General features: G+C 72.9%; 6 protein-coding genes. All 6 read right to left on the bottom strand.

The window, feature by feature from the left end; all coding sequences use genetic code 11:
- Positions 1 to 15: 15 nt before the first annotated feature.
- Positions 16 to 1,665 carry a (2,3-dihydroxybenzoyl)adenylate synthase gene (locus ACSQ2B_RS09720; protein ID WP_436049327.1) on the bottom strand — a complete coding sequence of 550 codons (1,650 nt, stop codon included), beginning with the start codon at positions 1,663 to 1,665 and terminating at the stop codon, positions 16 to 18.
- The gene (locus ACSQ2B_RS09715; protein WP_436049326.1) at positions 1,662 to 2,852 is read right to left on the bottom strand and encodes an isochorismate synthase; all 1,191 of its coding nucleotides are present in this window, start codon (positions 2,850 to 2,852) and stop codon (positions 1,662 to 1,664) included. The genes ACSQ2B_RS09720 and ACSQ2B_RS09715 overlap by 4 nt, the downstream gene beginning before the upstream one ends.
- Positions 2,853 to 3,008: 156 nt before the next feature.
- Complete coding sequence (gene entS / locus ACSQ2B_RS09710; RefSeq protein ID WP_436049325.1) at positions 3,009 to 4,283, bottom strand: enterobactin transporter EntS; 1,275 nt, start codon at positions 4,281 to 4,283, stop codon at positions 3,009 to 3,011.
- Between the two features lie 120 nt (positions 4,284 to 4,403).
- A complete protein-coding gene (locus ACSQ2B_RS09705) occupies positions 4,404 to 12,935 on the bottom strand; it encodes an amino acid adenylation domain-containing protein (RefSeq protein WP_436049323.1) in 8,532 nt (2,843 codons plus the stop codon).
- Between the two features lie 22 nt (positions 12,936 to 12,957).
- Complete coding sequence (locus ACSQ2B_RS09700; protein WP_436049322.1) at positions 12,958 to 13,185, bottom strand: MbtH family protein; 228 nt, start codon at positions 13,183 to 13,185, stop codon at positions 12,958 to 12,960.
- Positions 13,182 to 14,540: an enterochelin esterase gene (fes, locus tag ACSQ2B_RS09695; RefSeq protein ID WP_436049320.1), complete on the bottom strand. Its 1,359-nt coding sequence runs from the start codon at positions 14,538 to 14,540 to the stop codon at positions 13,182 to 13,184. The genes ACSQ2B_RS09700 and fes overlap by 4 nt, the downstream gene beginning before the upstream one ends.
- Between the last annotated feature and the right edge of the window lie 49 nt (positions 14,541 to 14,589).

Here is a 14,589-nt window from a genome sequence, read left to right as displayed (position 1 = left end):
GCTCTCACTCGGCGTCTAGCGGTTCGGGCTGAGGGGGCGGATGCGGGCGCGCAGCGCCGTCTTGTCGACCTTGCCCACGGGAGTGAGCGGCAGGCGCTCGAGGGTCTCGAACCGGTCCGGCAGCTTGTAGTCGGCGAGGCCCAGGCCGCGCAGGTGGCGGCGCAGGGCGACCGGTCCGGCGGCGTGCCGGGCGTCGGGGCCGCGCGGCACGATGAAGGCGCAGCTCTTCTCGCCCAGCAGGGGATCGGGCATGGCCACCAGGGCCGCCTCGCCGACGGCCTCGTGACGCATCAGCAGCCGCTCGATCTCCTCGGCGGCGATCTTTTCGCCGCCGCGGTTGATCTGGTCCTTGGCCCGGCCGACCACCTGCAGATAGCCGTCCGGCCGCTGGCGCACGAGGTCGCCCGACCGGTAGAAGCCCTCGGCGTCGAAGGCCCGCGCATTGTGCTCGGGGCTGCGGTAGTAGCCGCGGAAGGTGTAGGGCCCGCGGGTGGTCAGCATCCCGACCTCGCCGACCGGGACCGGCAGGCCGCTGTCGTCGACGACGCGAATTTCGTCGTCGGGGCTGATGGGCCGGCCCTGGGTGGTGAAGACGCGCTCGTCGTCGTCGTCCAGGCGGGTGTAGTTCACCAGGCCCTCGGCCATGCCGAGCACCTGCTGCAGCCGGCAGCCCAGCTCGGCTGGAATACGCCGCGCCAGCTCTTCCGGCAGCATGGCGCCGCCGACCTGGACCAAGTCCAGCGTGCGCAAGGCCTCGCGCCGTCCTGCCGCCGCCTTGACCCAGAGCCGCGCCGCCGCCGGCACTAGGCCGGCCATCGTCAGGCCGTGGCGCGCGATCAGGTCGAAGCAGCGTTCCGGCTCCGGATCGGGCGCCAGGGCGACTAGACCGCCGGCATGGAAGACGCCCAGGGCGCCCGGGGAGCTCAGCGGAAAATTATGCGCGGCCGGCAGCGCACAGAGATAGCGGGTCGCCGGGGTCAGGCCGCAGATCTCGGCGCTCGCCCGGACGCTGTAGTCGTAGTCGTCGTGGGTGCGCGGGATCAGCTTGGGCGAGCCGGTGCTGCCGCCCGACAGTTGAAAGAAGGCGACCTCATGGGAGGCGGTGGGCGCGCCGCCGTCCGCCTCCGCCCCGACGACGGGGCGGGTCAGCAGGGCGCCGAGGTCCTCGACCTCCAGGCCGCGTTCCGCCGCGCCTAGCAGCAGAACGGTCTGCAGCCCCGGAGAGACCCCGCGCAGCTCGGCGATGAAGGCCCGGTCCGCGAACAGCGGGTGGTCCGCCGAGGCGATCAGCAGCCGGGGCTGGATGGCGCGGGCGTAATGGCCGAGCTCGTAGCGCTGGTGGCTGTAAAGAGCGTTGAGCGGGACGACGCCGATCTTCAGCAGGGCGAAGAAGACGATGTAGAATTCCGCGACGTTGGGCAGCTGCACCAGGGCGGTGTCATGGGCTCCGAGGCCTCGCTGGCGCAGCGCCGCGGCCAGCCAGTCCGACATCAGGTCCAGTTCGGCGTAGCTGAAGCGCCGCTCGCCGCACAGCAGGGCGATCGCGTTGGGACGATCCTTCGCCGCCTTGCGGAGGATCTCGTTCAGCGGCCGGCCGATCCAGTAGCCCTTGTCGCGGTAGCGACGGGCGAGATCTTCCGGCCAGGGGGTGAAGGCGATGCTCACGACGCGGCCGCCTCCAGGCCGAAGACGCGCAGCATGGTGGCTAGCTTGTCGCCGGTCTCCTTCCATTCCGCGGACGGAGAGGAGTCCGCGACCACGCCGGCGCCGGCGAACAGGCGCAGCTCGTCGCCGCGTACGACGCCGCAACGGATGGTCACCGCCCACTCGCCGTCGCCTTCGGCGTCGCACCAGCCGACCAGGCCGGCGAACAGGTCGCGGTCGAACGGCTCCAGGCTGGCGATCAGGGCGCGCGCGGCCTCGGTCGGGTGGCCGCAGACCGCCGGCGTCGGGTGCAGCCGGCAGGCGACCTGCAGCACCGACACGGCCGGATCCGCCAGCTCGCCCTGGATCGGCGTCGACAGGTGCCACATGGAGGCGGTGGTCATCAGGCGGGGCGTCTCGGGAACGTCGAGCCGGTCGCACAACGGGCTGAGCGCCTCGCGCACGGCCTCGACCACATAGGCGTGTTCGCGCAGGTCCTTGCCCGAGGCCTGCAACGCCAGGCCGATGGCCTCGTCCTGCTGCGGATCGGCGACGCGGCGGGCCGATCCGGCCAGCGGGTTGGACTGGACGCGCCGGCCCTCCTTCCTCACCAGCAGCTCCGGGCTCGCCCCCACCAGCACGCCGCCGTCCGCCATCGGCACGCGGAAGTGGAAGCCCGACGGGTTCTGCTGGACCAGGCGGTGCAGCACCCAGTCGGCCTCGATCTCGCGGTCGAGCTTGAGATCGCAGACGCGGGCCAGAACGGCCTTGTCCAGCACGCCGTTGCGGATCGCCGCCACGGCGTTGGTCACCGCAGCCTCGTAGCCGGCGCGGTCGGGGGTATGGCGCGCGCGATCGAGCGGCGCATAGGCGGGCGGCTCGCCGGGCGCCTGGGCGACCGGCACGGCGTCACGCTCGAACATCTCGTGGCACTGCGGAATGTAGAGACAGGTCGGCCGGGTCTGATCGAAGGGGATCGCGCCGATCATGATCGGCTTGCGCACGCCTGCGCGGCGCGCCCGCTGGAAGCTGTCCGCCACGGCCTGGCGGAACAGGCTGTCGGGGTGGCCGGCGCCCGCGGCGGGGACCGTGATCCGCGCGAAGACGCCAGAGGCCCGCAGGTTGCGGTGGCGCGACATGAACAGGAAGTCGGAATGCAGCGGCGACACCCAGCCGGCGACGTTCTCGAACAGCGGATCAGCAGTCATCAGGCTTCCTCGCTCACTAGTTGATAGTGATTCTTATTAGCAAAAACACGTTCTAATGGTTGTCCCTCAAAGGCAAGTGAAACCTTTTTGCGAGGGGGCGTATTGGCGTCTGGCCCGTCTGGGTTGTGGCGTGGCGGCGGCTCCGGCGGCCGAGCCCTATTCCGCCGCCGGCTCCGCCAGGGCGTCCTCAAGCGGCGCCTTGGTCGCTGGGCGATCGCCGTGCAGCTGGCGCAGATTGCCGAAGCTTGCGGCCATCCCCAGGCCGAGCGCCAGGGCGCCGGCGCCAAACCAGAAGACGCCGAGGACTGGCGGCAGCAGGCGGGCCAGGCCGCCCATGGCGAGGGCGCCGCCGGAGTCGCCGATCACGTCCTGTCCGCTCCACAGGCCGCTGACCCGGCCGAGCAGGTGGTCCGGCGTGTGGGTCTGAACCAGGGTGAACTGCAACAGCGACGCGATCGAGCCGAGGTAGCCGAACACCACCAAGGCGGCGAGGGCCGGCGCCAGGGCGCCTGCCCAACCGAGGCCCGCGATCAGCGCCGCGCAGCTGCAGACGCAGCCGATCAACAGGGCGCCGGGCCGGGCGAAACCGCCGACCCATCCGCTGGTGAAGGCGCCGACCATCGCTCCGAGCGGGACGGCGGAATACATCAGGCCGATGCCGACGGGGCCGGCCTGGAAGGCTTCGGCGAGCGAGGGGAAGACCACGCGGATGGCGCTGAACGTCGCCTGCAGGGTGCCCACCGCGACCACCGCGCCGACGATCCGGTTCTGCAGCAGGAAGGCGAAGCCGCCGGCCAGGGCCTGCAGCGGCCTGTCGCCGCTGGGCTCGCCGGGCCGCAGGGTCGGCAGGCGGACCAGTGGGATCAGGGTGCCCAGGGTGCCGATCCCGGCGACCAGATAGTTCCAGCTGACGCCCGCCGAGGCGATGATCAGGCCCCCGACCATCGGCGCGAGCACCGCGCCGAAACGCACGGTGAGCATCGAGAGCCCTCCGGCCGCGGCCAGGTTCTCGCGTCCCACCAGGCCCGGGATGGCGGCCATCAGGGCGGTCATGCCGATCGCCCCGAAGAAGCCGTCCCACAGGGAGACGAGATAGAGGGCCGTCACCGAGGGGGCGGCCAGGAAGCCGTTCAACGCCAGCGCCAGGAAGCCCAGGCCGCAAAGCCCGCGGGCCATCAGGATCAGCCGGCGACGGTCGTAGCGGTCGGCGGCCACTCCGCCGACCATCAGGCCGACGAACATGCCGAAGCCGTCCAGCGCGACCGCCACGCTGACCTGCAGCGCCGATCCGGTCAGCTGATGGATCTGCACCGGCGCGGCGACGGCGAGAATGCCCAGCGAGAAGACCGACATCATCCGGGCCACGAAGACGGCGCGGAAATGCGGGTTTCGCTTCAGCAGGCCGAAGTCGACGAGGAAGGGGGACGCCATGAAGCCTACTTAATGCAAATAAGAGTCATTTGCATTTAACTGGGGCTGGAGAAGTGCGCCACCCCAAATTGTCGAGCTCGAAGGCCTTCCCTCGTCGCGCGAGCGGCGAGGGAAGGCGGATCATTGCAGCGAGGGCAGATCCGCAAGTCGGCCGGCGAGGATCGGCCCGACGGTCTCGAGGGTCTCGGGCGCCAGGATGTCTTCGTGGGCGCAGTCCACGGCATGAACCTGCAGCCCGCCGATGCGGCCGGCCCAGGATCCCCGCACGTCCCAGTCGCCGGGCAGGGTGCGGGCGGCGACGAACAGCACCGCCTCGCCCCGGTAGGCCGGGGTCCGCCCGCTCGCGAGCAGCTTCACCGCGTCGGCGTAGTTGGCGACGATGTCGGCGAACATCGCCGCCTTCTCCGCTTCGAGGGCCTCGTCGGTCGCCTCGTCGGCGGCGGCGAGGAACTGCTCGCGCTCGCGGTCGGCCTCAGCCTGGGCTTCGGTCTCCGTGGCGCCGCTCCAGTCCTGGCCCTCGGGCGGATAGGTGTCGAAGAGGCCGAGGAAGGCGACCGCTTCGCCCTGCGCCTCGAGCCGCGCCGCCACCCCGTGCGCCAGCGAGCCGCCCAGGGAATAGCCGAGCAGATGGTAGGGGCCCTGGGGCTGGATTTCGCGGATCGTGCCGAGGTGGCGCTCGCAGGCCTCGTCCAGGCTGGAGGCCGCGGCGATCACGCCGCCCGACCGCGGCGACTGCAGGCCGATGAGCGGCAGATGCGTCGGCAGGTGCCGGGCGAGCGCGCTGTACTGCCAGGCGAAGCCCGAGGCCGGATGGAAGCAGAAGAGCGGGTTCCCGCGTCCGCCGCGCAGGTGCAGCACTTCTCCGCGGCCGGAGTCGCCCGTGGCCTCGCCCGATAGCAGCGCCGCGAGCTTCGCGACGCTGGGCGAGGCCATGACCTGGCCCACCGAGACGGGCTGGTCGAAGGTCCGGCGCAGCTCGGCGGCCAGCCGCATGGCGAGCAGCGAGTGGCCGCCCAGCGCGAAGAAGTCGTCCTCGGCCTGGACCGAAGGGCGGTCGAGCAGGCGGGCGAAAACGCCGGCGATGCGGCTCTCCAGACCGGGCCGCGGCGGCCGGCCGAGGCCGCCGCCATCCACGGGCGCCGGGAGCGCCTTGCGGTCGAGCTTGCCGTTCAGGCTGAGCGGGAAGGCCGCCATCACCACGATGGCCGCGGGAACCATGTGGGCGGGCAAGGCTCGGGCCAGCGCGGCGCGCAGGCCCTCGACGTCGATCCCGCCGTCCGCGACGGTCACATAGCCGACCAGCTGGCGCGCATCCTCGCCGGCCGCGCCGCCGGCGCCGAGGATGCAGGGATTGACCACCGCCCCGGTGACGCCCGGCTGGGTCGCGAGCGCAGCCTCCACCTCGCCGAGCTCGATCCTCTGGCCGCGGATCTTCAGCTGGTCGTCGCAGCGGCCGAGGTAGTCGACCTCGCCGTCGGGTCGCCAGCAGGCGATGTCGCCCGTGCGGTACATGCGTTCGCCCTCCGCGAAGGGGTCGGCGACGAAGCGGGTGGCCGTCAGCCCGGCGCGGTCGAGGTAGTAGTCGGCGAGTTGCACGCCGCTCAGATAGAGCTCGCCCGGAACGCCGACCGGCGCCGGCCGCAGCATCGGATCGAGGATCCGCAGCCGGGTGTTCCAGACCGGCCGGCCGATCGGCACGCCTGCGCCGGAGGTCGCCTCGGCGGCCGGCCTGTAGGTGACGTCCACCGCCGCCTCCGTCGGGCCGTAGAGGTTGTGCAGGTCCGCACCCACAAGCCGTCCGCATCGCTCGGCGAGCGTCCGCGGCAGGGCTTCGCCGCTGCAGAAGATCCGCTTCAGGCTCGCGGTCATCGGGACGCGGCCTTCGGGGTCGTCCTCGATCCAGCTGAGGAAGGCGGCGAGCATCGAGGGGACGAAGTGGAGCGTGCTCACCTGGTCGCGGGCGACGAGCTGTAGCAGGGCGTCGGGATCGCGGTGGGCGTCCGGCGGGGCCATGACCAGGCTCGCGCCTTCCAGCAGCGGCCAGAAGAACTCCCAGACCGAGACGTCGAAGCTGCAGGGCGTCTTCTGGAGGACGGGCTCGCCGGGCGATAGGCGATATTCGTGCTGCATCCAGGCCAGACGGTTGACGATGGCGCGATGGGAGACCAGCACGCCCTTCGGCCGGCCGGTCGAGCCGGAGGTGTAGATCAGATAGGCGGGACGCTCCGGCGTCAGCCCGTCGCCAGCGGGAGTGGGGGCGGGGGCGTGGCCGAACTGCGGCTCGGGCGCCAGGGCGTCGAACAGCATCAGCTCGCCGAGGCCCGCGAAGCGTTCGGCCAGGGCCGTTTCGGTGACGATCAGCCGGGGCCGGGCGTCCTCGAGCATCATCGCCAACCGTTCGTCCGGATAGCCGGCGTCCAGCGGCAGATAGGCTGCGCCGGCCTCGATGACGGCGTGGATGGCCACCGTCAGCCGGACCGACCGCGGCAGGGCGACGGCGACGATGTCCCCGACGCCGACGCCGGCCTGCCGCATCTGCGCGGCCAGGTGCGCGGTCTGGGCGCGAAGCTGCGCGTAGGTCAGCCGGTGGTCGGCGTCGACCAGGGCCAGGGCGTCGGGGATGAGCTGCGCCCGGCGGGCCAGGAGCTGACGCAAGGTGGCGTCCGGCGCGGCATGGTCGGTGGCGTTCGCCGCCGCCATCAAGGCCCGTTCCTCCGGGAGGCGCGGATCGAACTCCGCCCAGGGCCGGTCGGCGGCGGCGAGGTGCTCCAAGAGGGCGGCGATGCGCCCGATCAGCTGTTCAGGCGCCGCCAGCACGTCGCGGTATTCCAGCAGCAGCCGCAGACGCTCGCCCGGCAGGACCATCAGGGTGAGCGGATAGTGGGTGTAGCCCCGGTTGGAGACGCCCGTCAGGCGCAGGCCGGCGTGGTCGCGCGCGGCGAGCGCATGGTCGTCGGGGTAGTTCTCGCTGACCAGCAGGGTGTCGAACAGCTGGCCGCCGCCGGCCAGCCGCTGGATCTCCGCCAGGCTCAGGCCGTCGTGCTCCATCAACTCGCCCTGGCGCGCCTGGAGATCGGCGAGCTGGTCGAGCAGCGGCCGGCGCGGGTCGAGCCGAACCCGCACGGGGACGGTGTTGCTGAACAGGCCGATGTGTTCGTCGACGCCTTCGATCGGGCTGAAGCGGCCGGACACCGGCGTGCCGAACAGCACGTCGTCGCGACCGGTGAGGATCGACAGCAGCGCGCCCCACATCCCCTGCATCAGGGTGTTGAGCGTCAGGCCCTTGTCGCGGCAGCGCGCGCGCAGCCTCGTCTCCAGCTCGGCCGGGACCACGAACTCGATCTCCCGCACGCCGGGCCCGGCGGCGGCGTCGCCGAACGCCAGGGTCGGGCGGGCGCCGTCCAGGGCCTCGGTCCAGGCGGCGCGGGCGGGCGCCGGATCGCGGGCGGCCAGCGCCTGCACCACCTCGGCGTAGGCGACGCGCGGCGACGCCAGGCGCTGACCGTCGTCGGCGTAGGCCTGCAGCAGGTCGCGCAGCAGGATCGGCGTCGACCAGCCGTCGACCACCAGGTGGTGGGCGTTGAGCAGCAGGCTGAACTGGGTGTCGGCGCGGCGGACGAGCACCGCCCGGACCAGCAGGCCGCCCTTGCCGATGAAATCCCGCGCCAGCTCGACGGCGGTGATCCGGCGCATCATCGGGTCGGTCTCGCCAGCGGGAAGGCCGCGCAGGTCGTAGAGGTCCAGCGGCCAGCTTCCGGGATCCAGCGCCAGGACCTGGCGCGCGCCGGCCCTCAGGTCGGTCTCGAAGCGAGCGGCCAGCTGGGGGTGACGGCGCAGGACGGCGTCCAGCGACCGTTGCAGCCGCTCGATATCGATGGCGCCCTCGAGGTCGAGGCGGGTCATCGAGGTGTAGGCGCTGGCGGCCTCGCCCAGTTGGGCGTGGAACAGCAGGCCCTCCTGCAGCGGCAACAGCGGGAGGACCGCGGCCAGCGGCCCATGCGTCTCGCGCAGGGCGTCGAGCTCGCCCTGGCTGAGGCCCGGCGCCTCGGCGGGCGTGAGGGTGTCGGCGGCGGTCAGCGGCGCGGTGCGGGCGAGCTCGGACAGCGCGCGGACATTGGCCGCGACGGCGTCGTGCAGCGCGCGGATCGTCGGCGCGTCGAGCAGGCCGGCCGCCCAGGTCCAGTTCAGCGCCAGGCGCGGCGCTTCGCCGGCTTCCTCGACGAAGGCGTTCAGCTCCAGGGGGTGCGCCATGGCCGCCGCGGGATCGAGGTCGACGGCGAAGGCGTCGGCGAAATGGCCGCCCACCGGTTGCGGCGCCCAGCAGCCGGCCTTGGCGGCGAACCGTCCGAGGTAGTTGAACAGCAGGTCCGGCCGGCGGGCGGCTTCGAGCGCCGCCAGGGCAGGCCCGGTCTGCGGATCGAGATAGCGCAGCACGCCGTAGCCGACGCCGAGGTCGGGCGCCTGGCGAAGGGCCTGCTTCACCGCCCGGAGCGCTCCGGTCATCTTGCGCGCCGCGCCGAGGTCGACGGCCAGCGGATATTCGGCGGTCAGCCAGCCGACGGTGCGGGACGGGTCGACGCGCTCGTCCAGCATCTCCCGGCCGTGCGATTCCAGGGTCAGGGCCAGGGTCTCGCCGCCGAAGCGCTGGGTCAGCGCCAGGGCGACGGCGGTCAGGATCACCTCATCCACCTTGGCGCGGCAGGCGGTGGGAAGCTCCAGCAGGACGGCCTGGGTCAGGTCCGCGTCCAGCAAGGTGCGCAGGCGCTCCGCCGCGCCCTCGGTGTGGTGTCGGGGATCGAGCTCGCGTCCGGCCAGCAGGCCTGCCGGCGCCGACAGCATCCGCCGCCAGAGCGCCGCCTCCTCGCGTCGCGCCGGAACCTGGGCGGCGAGCATTCGCGCCCAGTCCTGGATGGACGCCTCTTCACCTTGCAGCGGCGGGGCTGCGCCCGCCATGGCGGCGGCGCAGGCGGTCTCCAGCTCCGGCAGCAGGATGCGCCAGGACATGCCGTCGACGACCAGGTGGTGGGCGACCAGCATCAGCCAGCCGTCGCCCGAGGGCGCGGCCCAGTGCGCCGCTTGCAGCATCACCCCGTCGGCGGGCGCCAGGCGCGCCGCGGCCGCCTCGAAGGCGGCGTCGAAGATGGGGACGAGCGCCGACGACGGGGTCGCGTCGGCGAGGCGCTTGCTCCACAGCAGGGCGCCGGCGTCGAACTCCGCCTCCATCGGCGGGATGGTCAGCCCCTCGCCGACCGCCCGGGCCCGGAGCGCCGGATGGGCGCGGCACAGGGCGGCGAGCGCCGCCTCGATCGCGTCCCGGCGCAGGTCGGCGGGCACGCGCAGTAGGACGCCCTGGGCGAAGCGCGTCGTCAGGCCGTGGCGCTCGGCGAACCAGCGGACGAGGGGCAGGGCGCCGACCTCGCCCTCGACGACGGCGGCGGGCGGACCGGCTTCCTTCAGCGGCGTCAGCGCCGCGGCCATGCGGTCGGCGCGCCGCAGCGTGAAGACGTCGCGCGGACGCAGCAGATAGCCGGCCCGGCGCAGCGCGGTCCCGAGCGCCATGGCGCTGATGCTGTCGCCGCCCAGGGCGAAGAAGTCGTCGTCGCCGCGCACGGGAGCCGCGCCGATCACCGCGGCCATGCTCTCGCAGACCAGGCGTTCAGCCTCGCTGGCGTAGGCGATCGCGCCGGACGTCTCGTCCCGGCGGCCGGGCCGGGGCAGGGCGCGCCGGTCGATCTTGCCGTTCACCGTCAGCGGCCAGGCGTCGAGCCGGATCAGGCTGGACGGCGTCATATAGTCGGGCAGCCGCTCAGCGAGCTCTCCCAGCCATTCGGCTTCGTCGCCCTGGCCGGTGCAGTAGGCGATCAACCGATGGCTGGCGCCCGCCGGCTCCGCCACGACCAGGGCCGCGGTCACGCCGGGCAGGGCGCAGAGCGCGTGCTCGATCTCGCCTGGCTCGACGCGGAAGCCGCGCACCTTCACCTGATGGTCGCTGCGGCCGACGTATTCCACCAGGCCGTCGCCGCGCCAGCGGGCGAGGTCGCCGGTGCGGTACATCCGATCGCCGTCGCCGGACGGATCGGCGACGAAGCGCGAGGCCGTCAGGCCGGGGCGGTTCAGGTAACCCTCCGCCAGGCCGGGACCGGACAGATAGAGCTCGCCCTGCACGCCGGTCGGAACCGGCTGCAGCCGCGCGTCAAGGATGTGGATGCGGCTGTTGGCGACCGGCCGGCCGATGACCGGGGTCTCGGCGTCGAGGATGCCCGCGCCGAGGGCGTCGACGCTGTATTCGGTCGGGCCGTAGAAGTTGTGGAAGCGGACGTCACTGTGCCGCGAAAGTTCGCGCCACAGGGCCGCCGGCGCCGCCTCGCCGCCGATCTGGATCATCGCCGGGCGGTGGCCGCCCGTCTGCCCGGGCTCGAGCAGGCCGCAGTTCAGCATCTGCTGCAGCATGGAGGGCGACAGGTCGAGGGTGTCGATCCTCCGCTCACGGACGAACTCGGTCAGGGCCTGGGCGTCGCGCCGCTGCTCCTCGTCACAGAGGTGCATCTCGTGGCCGAGCAGCAGCCAGATGACCTGCTCCCAGGAGGAGTCGAAGGCCAGCGACATGGCGTGGCCGGCGCGCACCGGCCGGTCGCCGACCTTGCGCATCACCTCGCCGAACAGGCTCGCCTCGTGCGACAGCAGCAGGTTGAGAAGCCCCGCATGCGGCGTCGTCACCCCCTTCGGCGTCCCCGTCGAGCCGGAGGTGTAGATGATGTAGGCGGGGTCCTCCGGGCGAAGCGGCCGGCGGCGGTCGGCGTCGCAGACCGGGGCCGCGGATTGCGCGGCCAGCAGGGCCGCGAAAGACGGGTCGTCGACGTCGATCACCGGCGCGCCCGCGCCGATCTCGTCGCCCGCAGCGCCGCCGGTCAGCAGCAGGGCCGGCCTGGCGTCGGCGCACATCAGCGCCAGCCGCTCCGTCGGATAGTCCGGATCGAGCGGCATCCAGGCCGCGCCGGCGGTGATCACCCCCAGCAGGGCGACGACCGCCTGGGCCCGGCGCGGCAGGGCCGTGGCGACGATGTCGCCAGGACCTACGCCCTTGGCGATCAGCAGCCGCGCGAGGCGGGCGACGTCGCCGGCCAGGGTGGCGAAGTCCAGCGAGCGTTCGCAGTCGAAGAGCGCCGCCTGCCCGGCGCGCCGCCGGGCGTGGTGGTCGAACACGTCGAGCACCGTCCGGACGCCTGTCGGGCGCGTCACCGACGGGCCGCGGGACCAGGCCTCGATCCGCCGGGCCTCTTCCGGCTCCAGCAGCGCAATCGAGCCGATCGGCGCCTCGGGCGCCTCGATCAGCCGCCGCATCAGGGCCTCCAGCCGTCGGCCGTGGAGCTCCAACTCCTCAGCGCCGTAGCGGGCGGGATTGGCGGCGAGCTCGACGACGAGGGCCTCGCCGTCCCGCCACAGGCCGAACTCCAGGTCGTCGACCGGGCCGGCCGCGAGGACGTGGACGGCGGACGTCGCGCCGGGCAGGGCGAGGTCCTGGTCGAAGATCTTGAGGTTGATCGTCGGGCCGTAGAGGCCGCGCCCGGAGCCGACCAGGCCGAGGTCGCGCTGGATCTGCTCGGCGTCGTAGCGCTGGCGACCGCGCACCCGCTTCAGCTCGGCGGCCAGCCGCTGGCCGATCTCGGCGAAGCAGAGCCGCGGCTCCACCGCGACCCGCACCGGCAGGACAATGACGACGGCGCCGACCGCGTCGATCGCCGCCGACCCCAGCCGGCGCATGTAGGGCAGGCCGACGGCGACCGGGGTCGCGCCGGTCATCAGGTGCAGGTAGGCGAAGACGCCGGCCATCGCCATTTCCGGCGCGCCCAGCCGCCGCTCGCGGCCCAGCGCCGCCAGCCGGGCCGCCGCCTCGGGCTCGATGCGGAAGGTCCGGCGCAGCACATTGGCGTTGGCGATCGGGACGGTCGCGCCGCCGTCGGCCGCCAGGCTGATGAGGGGCGCGTCCTCGCCCGCGTAGGCGCGCCAGAAGGCGCCGTCCTCGGCCCAGGCGTCCGAGGCGGTGTAGGCTTGGTATTCCTCAACCACGTCGGCGAAGTGGCGCCACGGCGGGGGCGAGAGCGGCCGCGCCTCGACCAGGGCGCCGTAGATGGCGGTGATCCGGCGGGTGAGGGCGGCCAGGCTGTAGCCGTCGACGCAGGCGTGATGATAGCGCTGGAGCCAGAACCAGCGGTCCGGCGCCACCTGCAGCAGGGCGTGCCGGTAGAGCGGCGCGGCCTCGTCCAGCAGCGGGGCTGCGGCCAGGTCGGCGGCCATCCAGGCGTGCGCGGCGGCGATCGGGTCGGGCTCGGCCGTCAGGTCCAGCAGATCGGGCGCTGCGACATCCTCGGGGCTTCGCCGCAGGGGCCAGGATTGGATCGGCCCGTCGTCGCCCTGGCTGAAGCGGGCGTGGACCGTGTCCGCTTCGGCGAGCGCCGTGCGGATCGCCCGGCCGAGCGACGTCACGTCGAGCTGGCCGCGAACGTCGGCGTACTGGGCGACGACGAAGGCCCTCTCGTCCGGCGCGATCTGATCCGCCAGCCAGATGCCCGGCTGGGCGGCGACCAGCGGCAGGGTCGTCGCCCCCTCCGGATCCGCGGCCGGATGGGGGACGGCGTGGCTTTGCAGCGACATGATCTCGGTCCTCGAAGGCGGCTCAAACGGTGGAGGCGGGCGCGGCGGGCGGACGCGGGCGGAGCGAGGCGGCCCAGCTGGACTCCACGAACTCCAGACAGGCGACGCGGCTGTCGGGGCCGGCGACCGTCCGCCAGCCGCGGGGGACCTGGGCGAACTCGGGCCAGAGGCTGTGCTCGCCACGGGCGTTCAGCAGGACGAGGAAGCGCCCGGTTTCGTCGTCGAAGGGATTGGTTCGGTCGGTGCTCATGACGGCGTCTCCTGTGTGGGGGCTAAGAGGCAGCGCAGGCCGTCGACGAGCCCGCCGCGCCAGCACAGGCTGTCGTGGCCGCCCTCGAACCGGCGATGGGTGACGTGATGGCCGGCCTGATCGAGGGCGGCCCGCATGGTCTCGTTGACGTCGAGCATCGCGCCCTCGCGGCTGCCCACCTCCATGAAGACGCGCAAGGCGCCGGCCGGCAGGCCGCCGGCCTCGACCTGGCGGGCCAACCAGCCGCGGGCGCCGGGACGCCTGGCCTGGGCGCCCCCGGCGGAGCCGTCGACCCAGGCGGTCTGCGGCCACCAGAAGGAGCCGGACTGGCTGAGGACGCGGCCGAAGCGCGAGGGCCAGTGCAGGCCGGCGTAGAGGGCCGAAAGGCCGCCATAGCTCTGTCCGGCGACCACGGTGCGCTCCGGCTCCCGAGCGAGGGGGGCGAACTGCGACGCCAGCGGCAGGAGTTCGTCCTGCACGGCCCGCCAGAAGGCCGGGTTGCACGGCAGGTCCTGCTCGCGGTGCGCGCCGTCGATGGAATCCACGAAGAGGTAGACGGCGGGCGGCAACCGCCCGGCTCGCGTCTCGGCGTCCAGCACCCCGGGCAGCGGCATCCGCTCGATCCAGTTGCGGCCGTCGAGCAGGATCGCCAGGGGATAGCCGCCCGCGGGGGCTCGGCCCGGTTCGTCGGTCAGGTGCAGCCAGACGGTGCGGCCCTTGCCCTGAATTGCGCTGCGCCACTCGAAGGTCGCGCCGCGCGCCGGATCGGACGGCGGCGGCTGTCCGGCGTCCACCGCGGCCCACATCGACTGATCGGGCGCCTGCGGAAGATGAAGCCCTGAGGCCTGGCCGTCCCAGCCGGAGGGGTGGGGCCGGACCGGATTGAGCGGGTCCGGACGGGCGAGGGCGGAGATGGACCGCCACCAGTCTCGCTGCTGGTCCCACCGGGCGGCGGCCTCGGACATCGGCGCCGGCGGGCGGTGCTGGGGCCCCGTGGGGATGAAGGCGTAGCTGCCGCGCCAGGCCGGCGGCAACGACGCCTGCCAGAACCAGACGTCCGAGCCGGGGATCTGCTCCAGTCCCTCCGGCGCAAAGCTGTGGTGGTCGGTCACCGAATTGACGTCGATGTAGACCCGGTCGCGCTGGTCGTCCCGCCACAGGAAGGTGACGCACACCCGGTCGGCCGTGATCGGCTCGACGATCGGCGCGCCGCGATCGGCGATCCGCGACCACCAGCCGGCCTCACCGAGGTCCGGCGCGCGCAGCAGCGCCGCAGCCTCGCTGGCCGCAGGGTGGATTCGCCTCAAGGTGGTGTCGAGATCCGCGTCTTCAGGGCGAGAAGTCTCATAACTCACGGTATTTGCGATCTTTTTCACGAACCAAGGCCAAGCTGGTTGCATATAG

Source organism: Phenylobacterium sp. LjRoot225 (genome assembly GCF_964252855.1).
Classification (GTDB): Bacteria; Pseudomonadota; Alphaproteobacteria; order Caulobacterales; family Caulobacteraceae; genus Phenylobacterium.
Note: the sequence above shows the minus strand (reverse complement) of the source record. Positions and strands in the feature narration are given on the sequence as shown.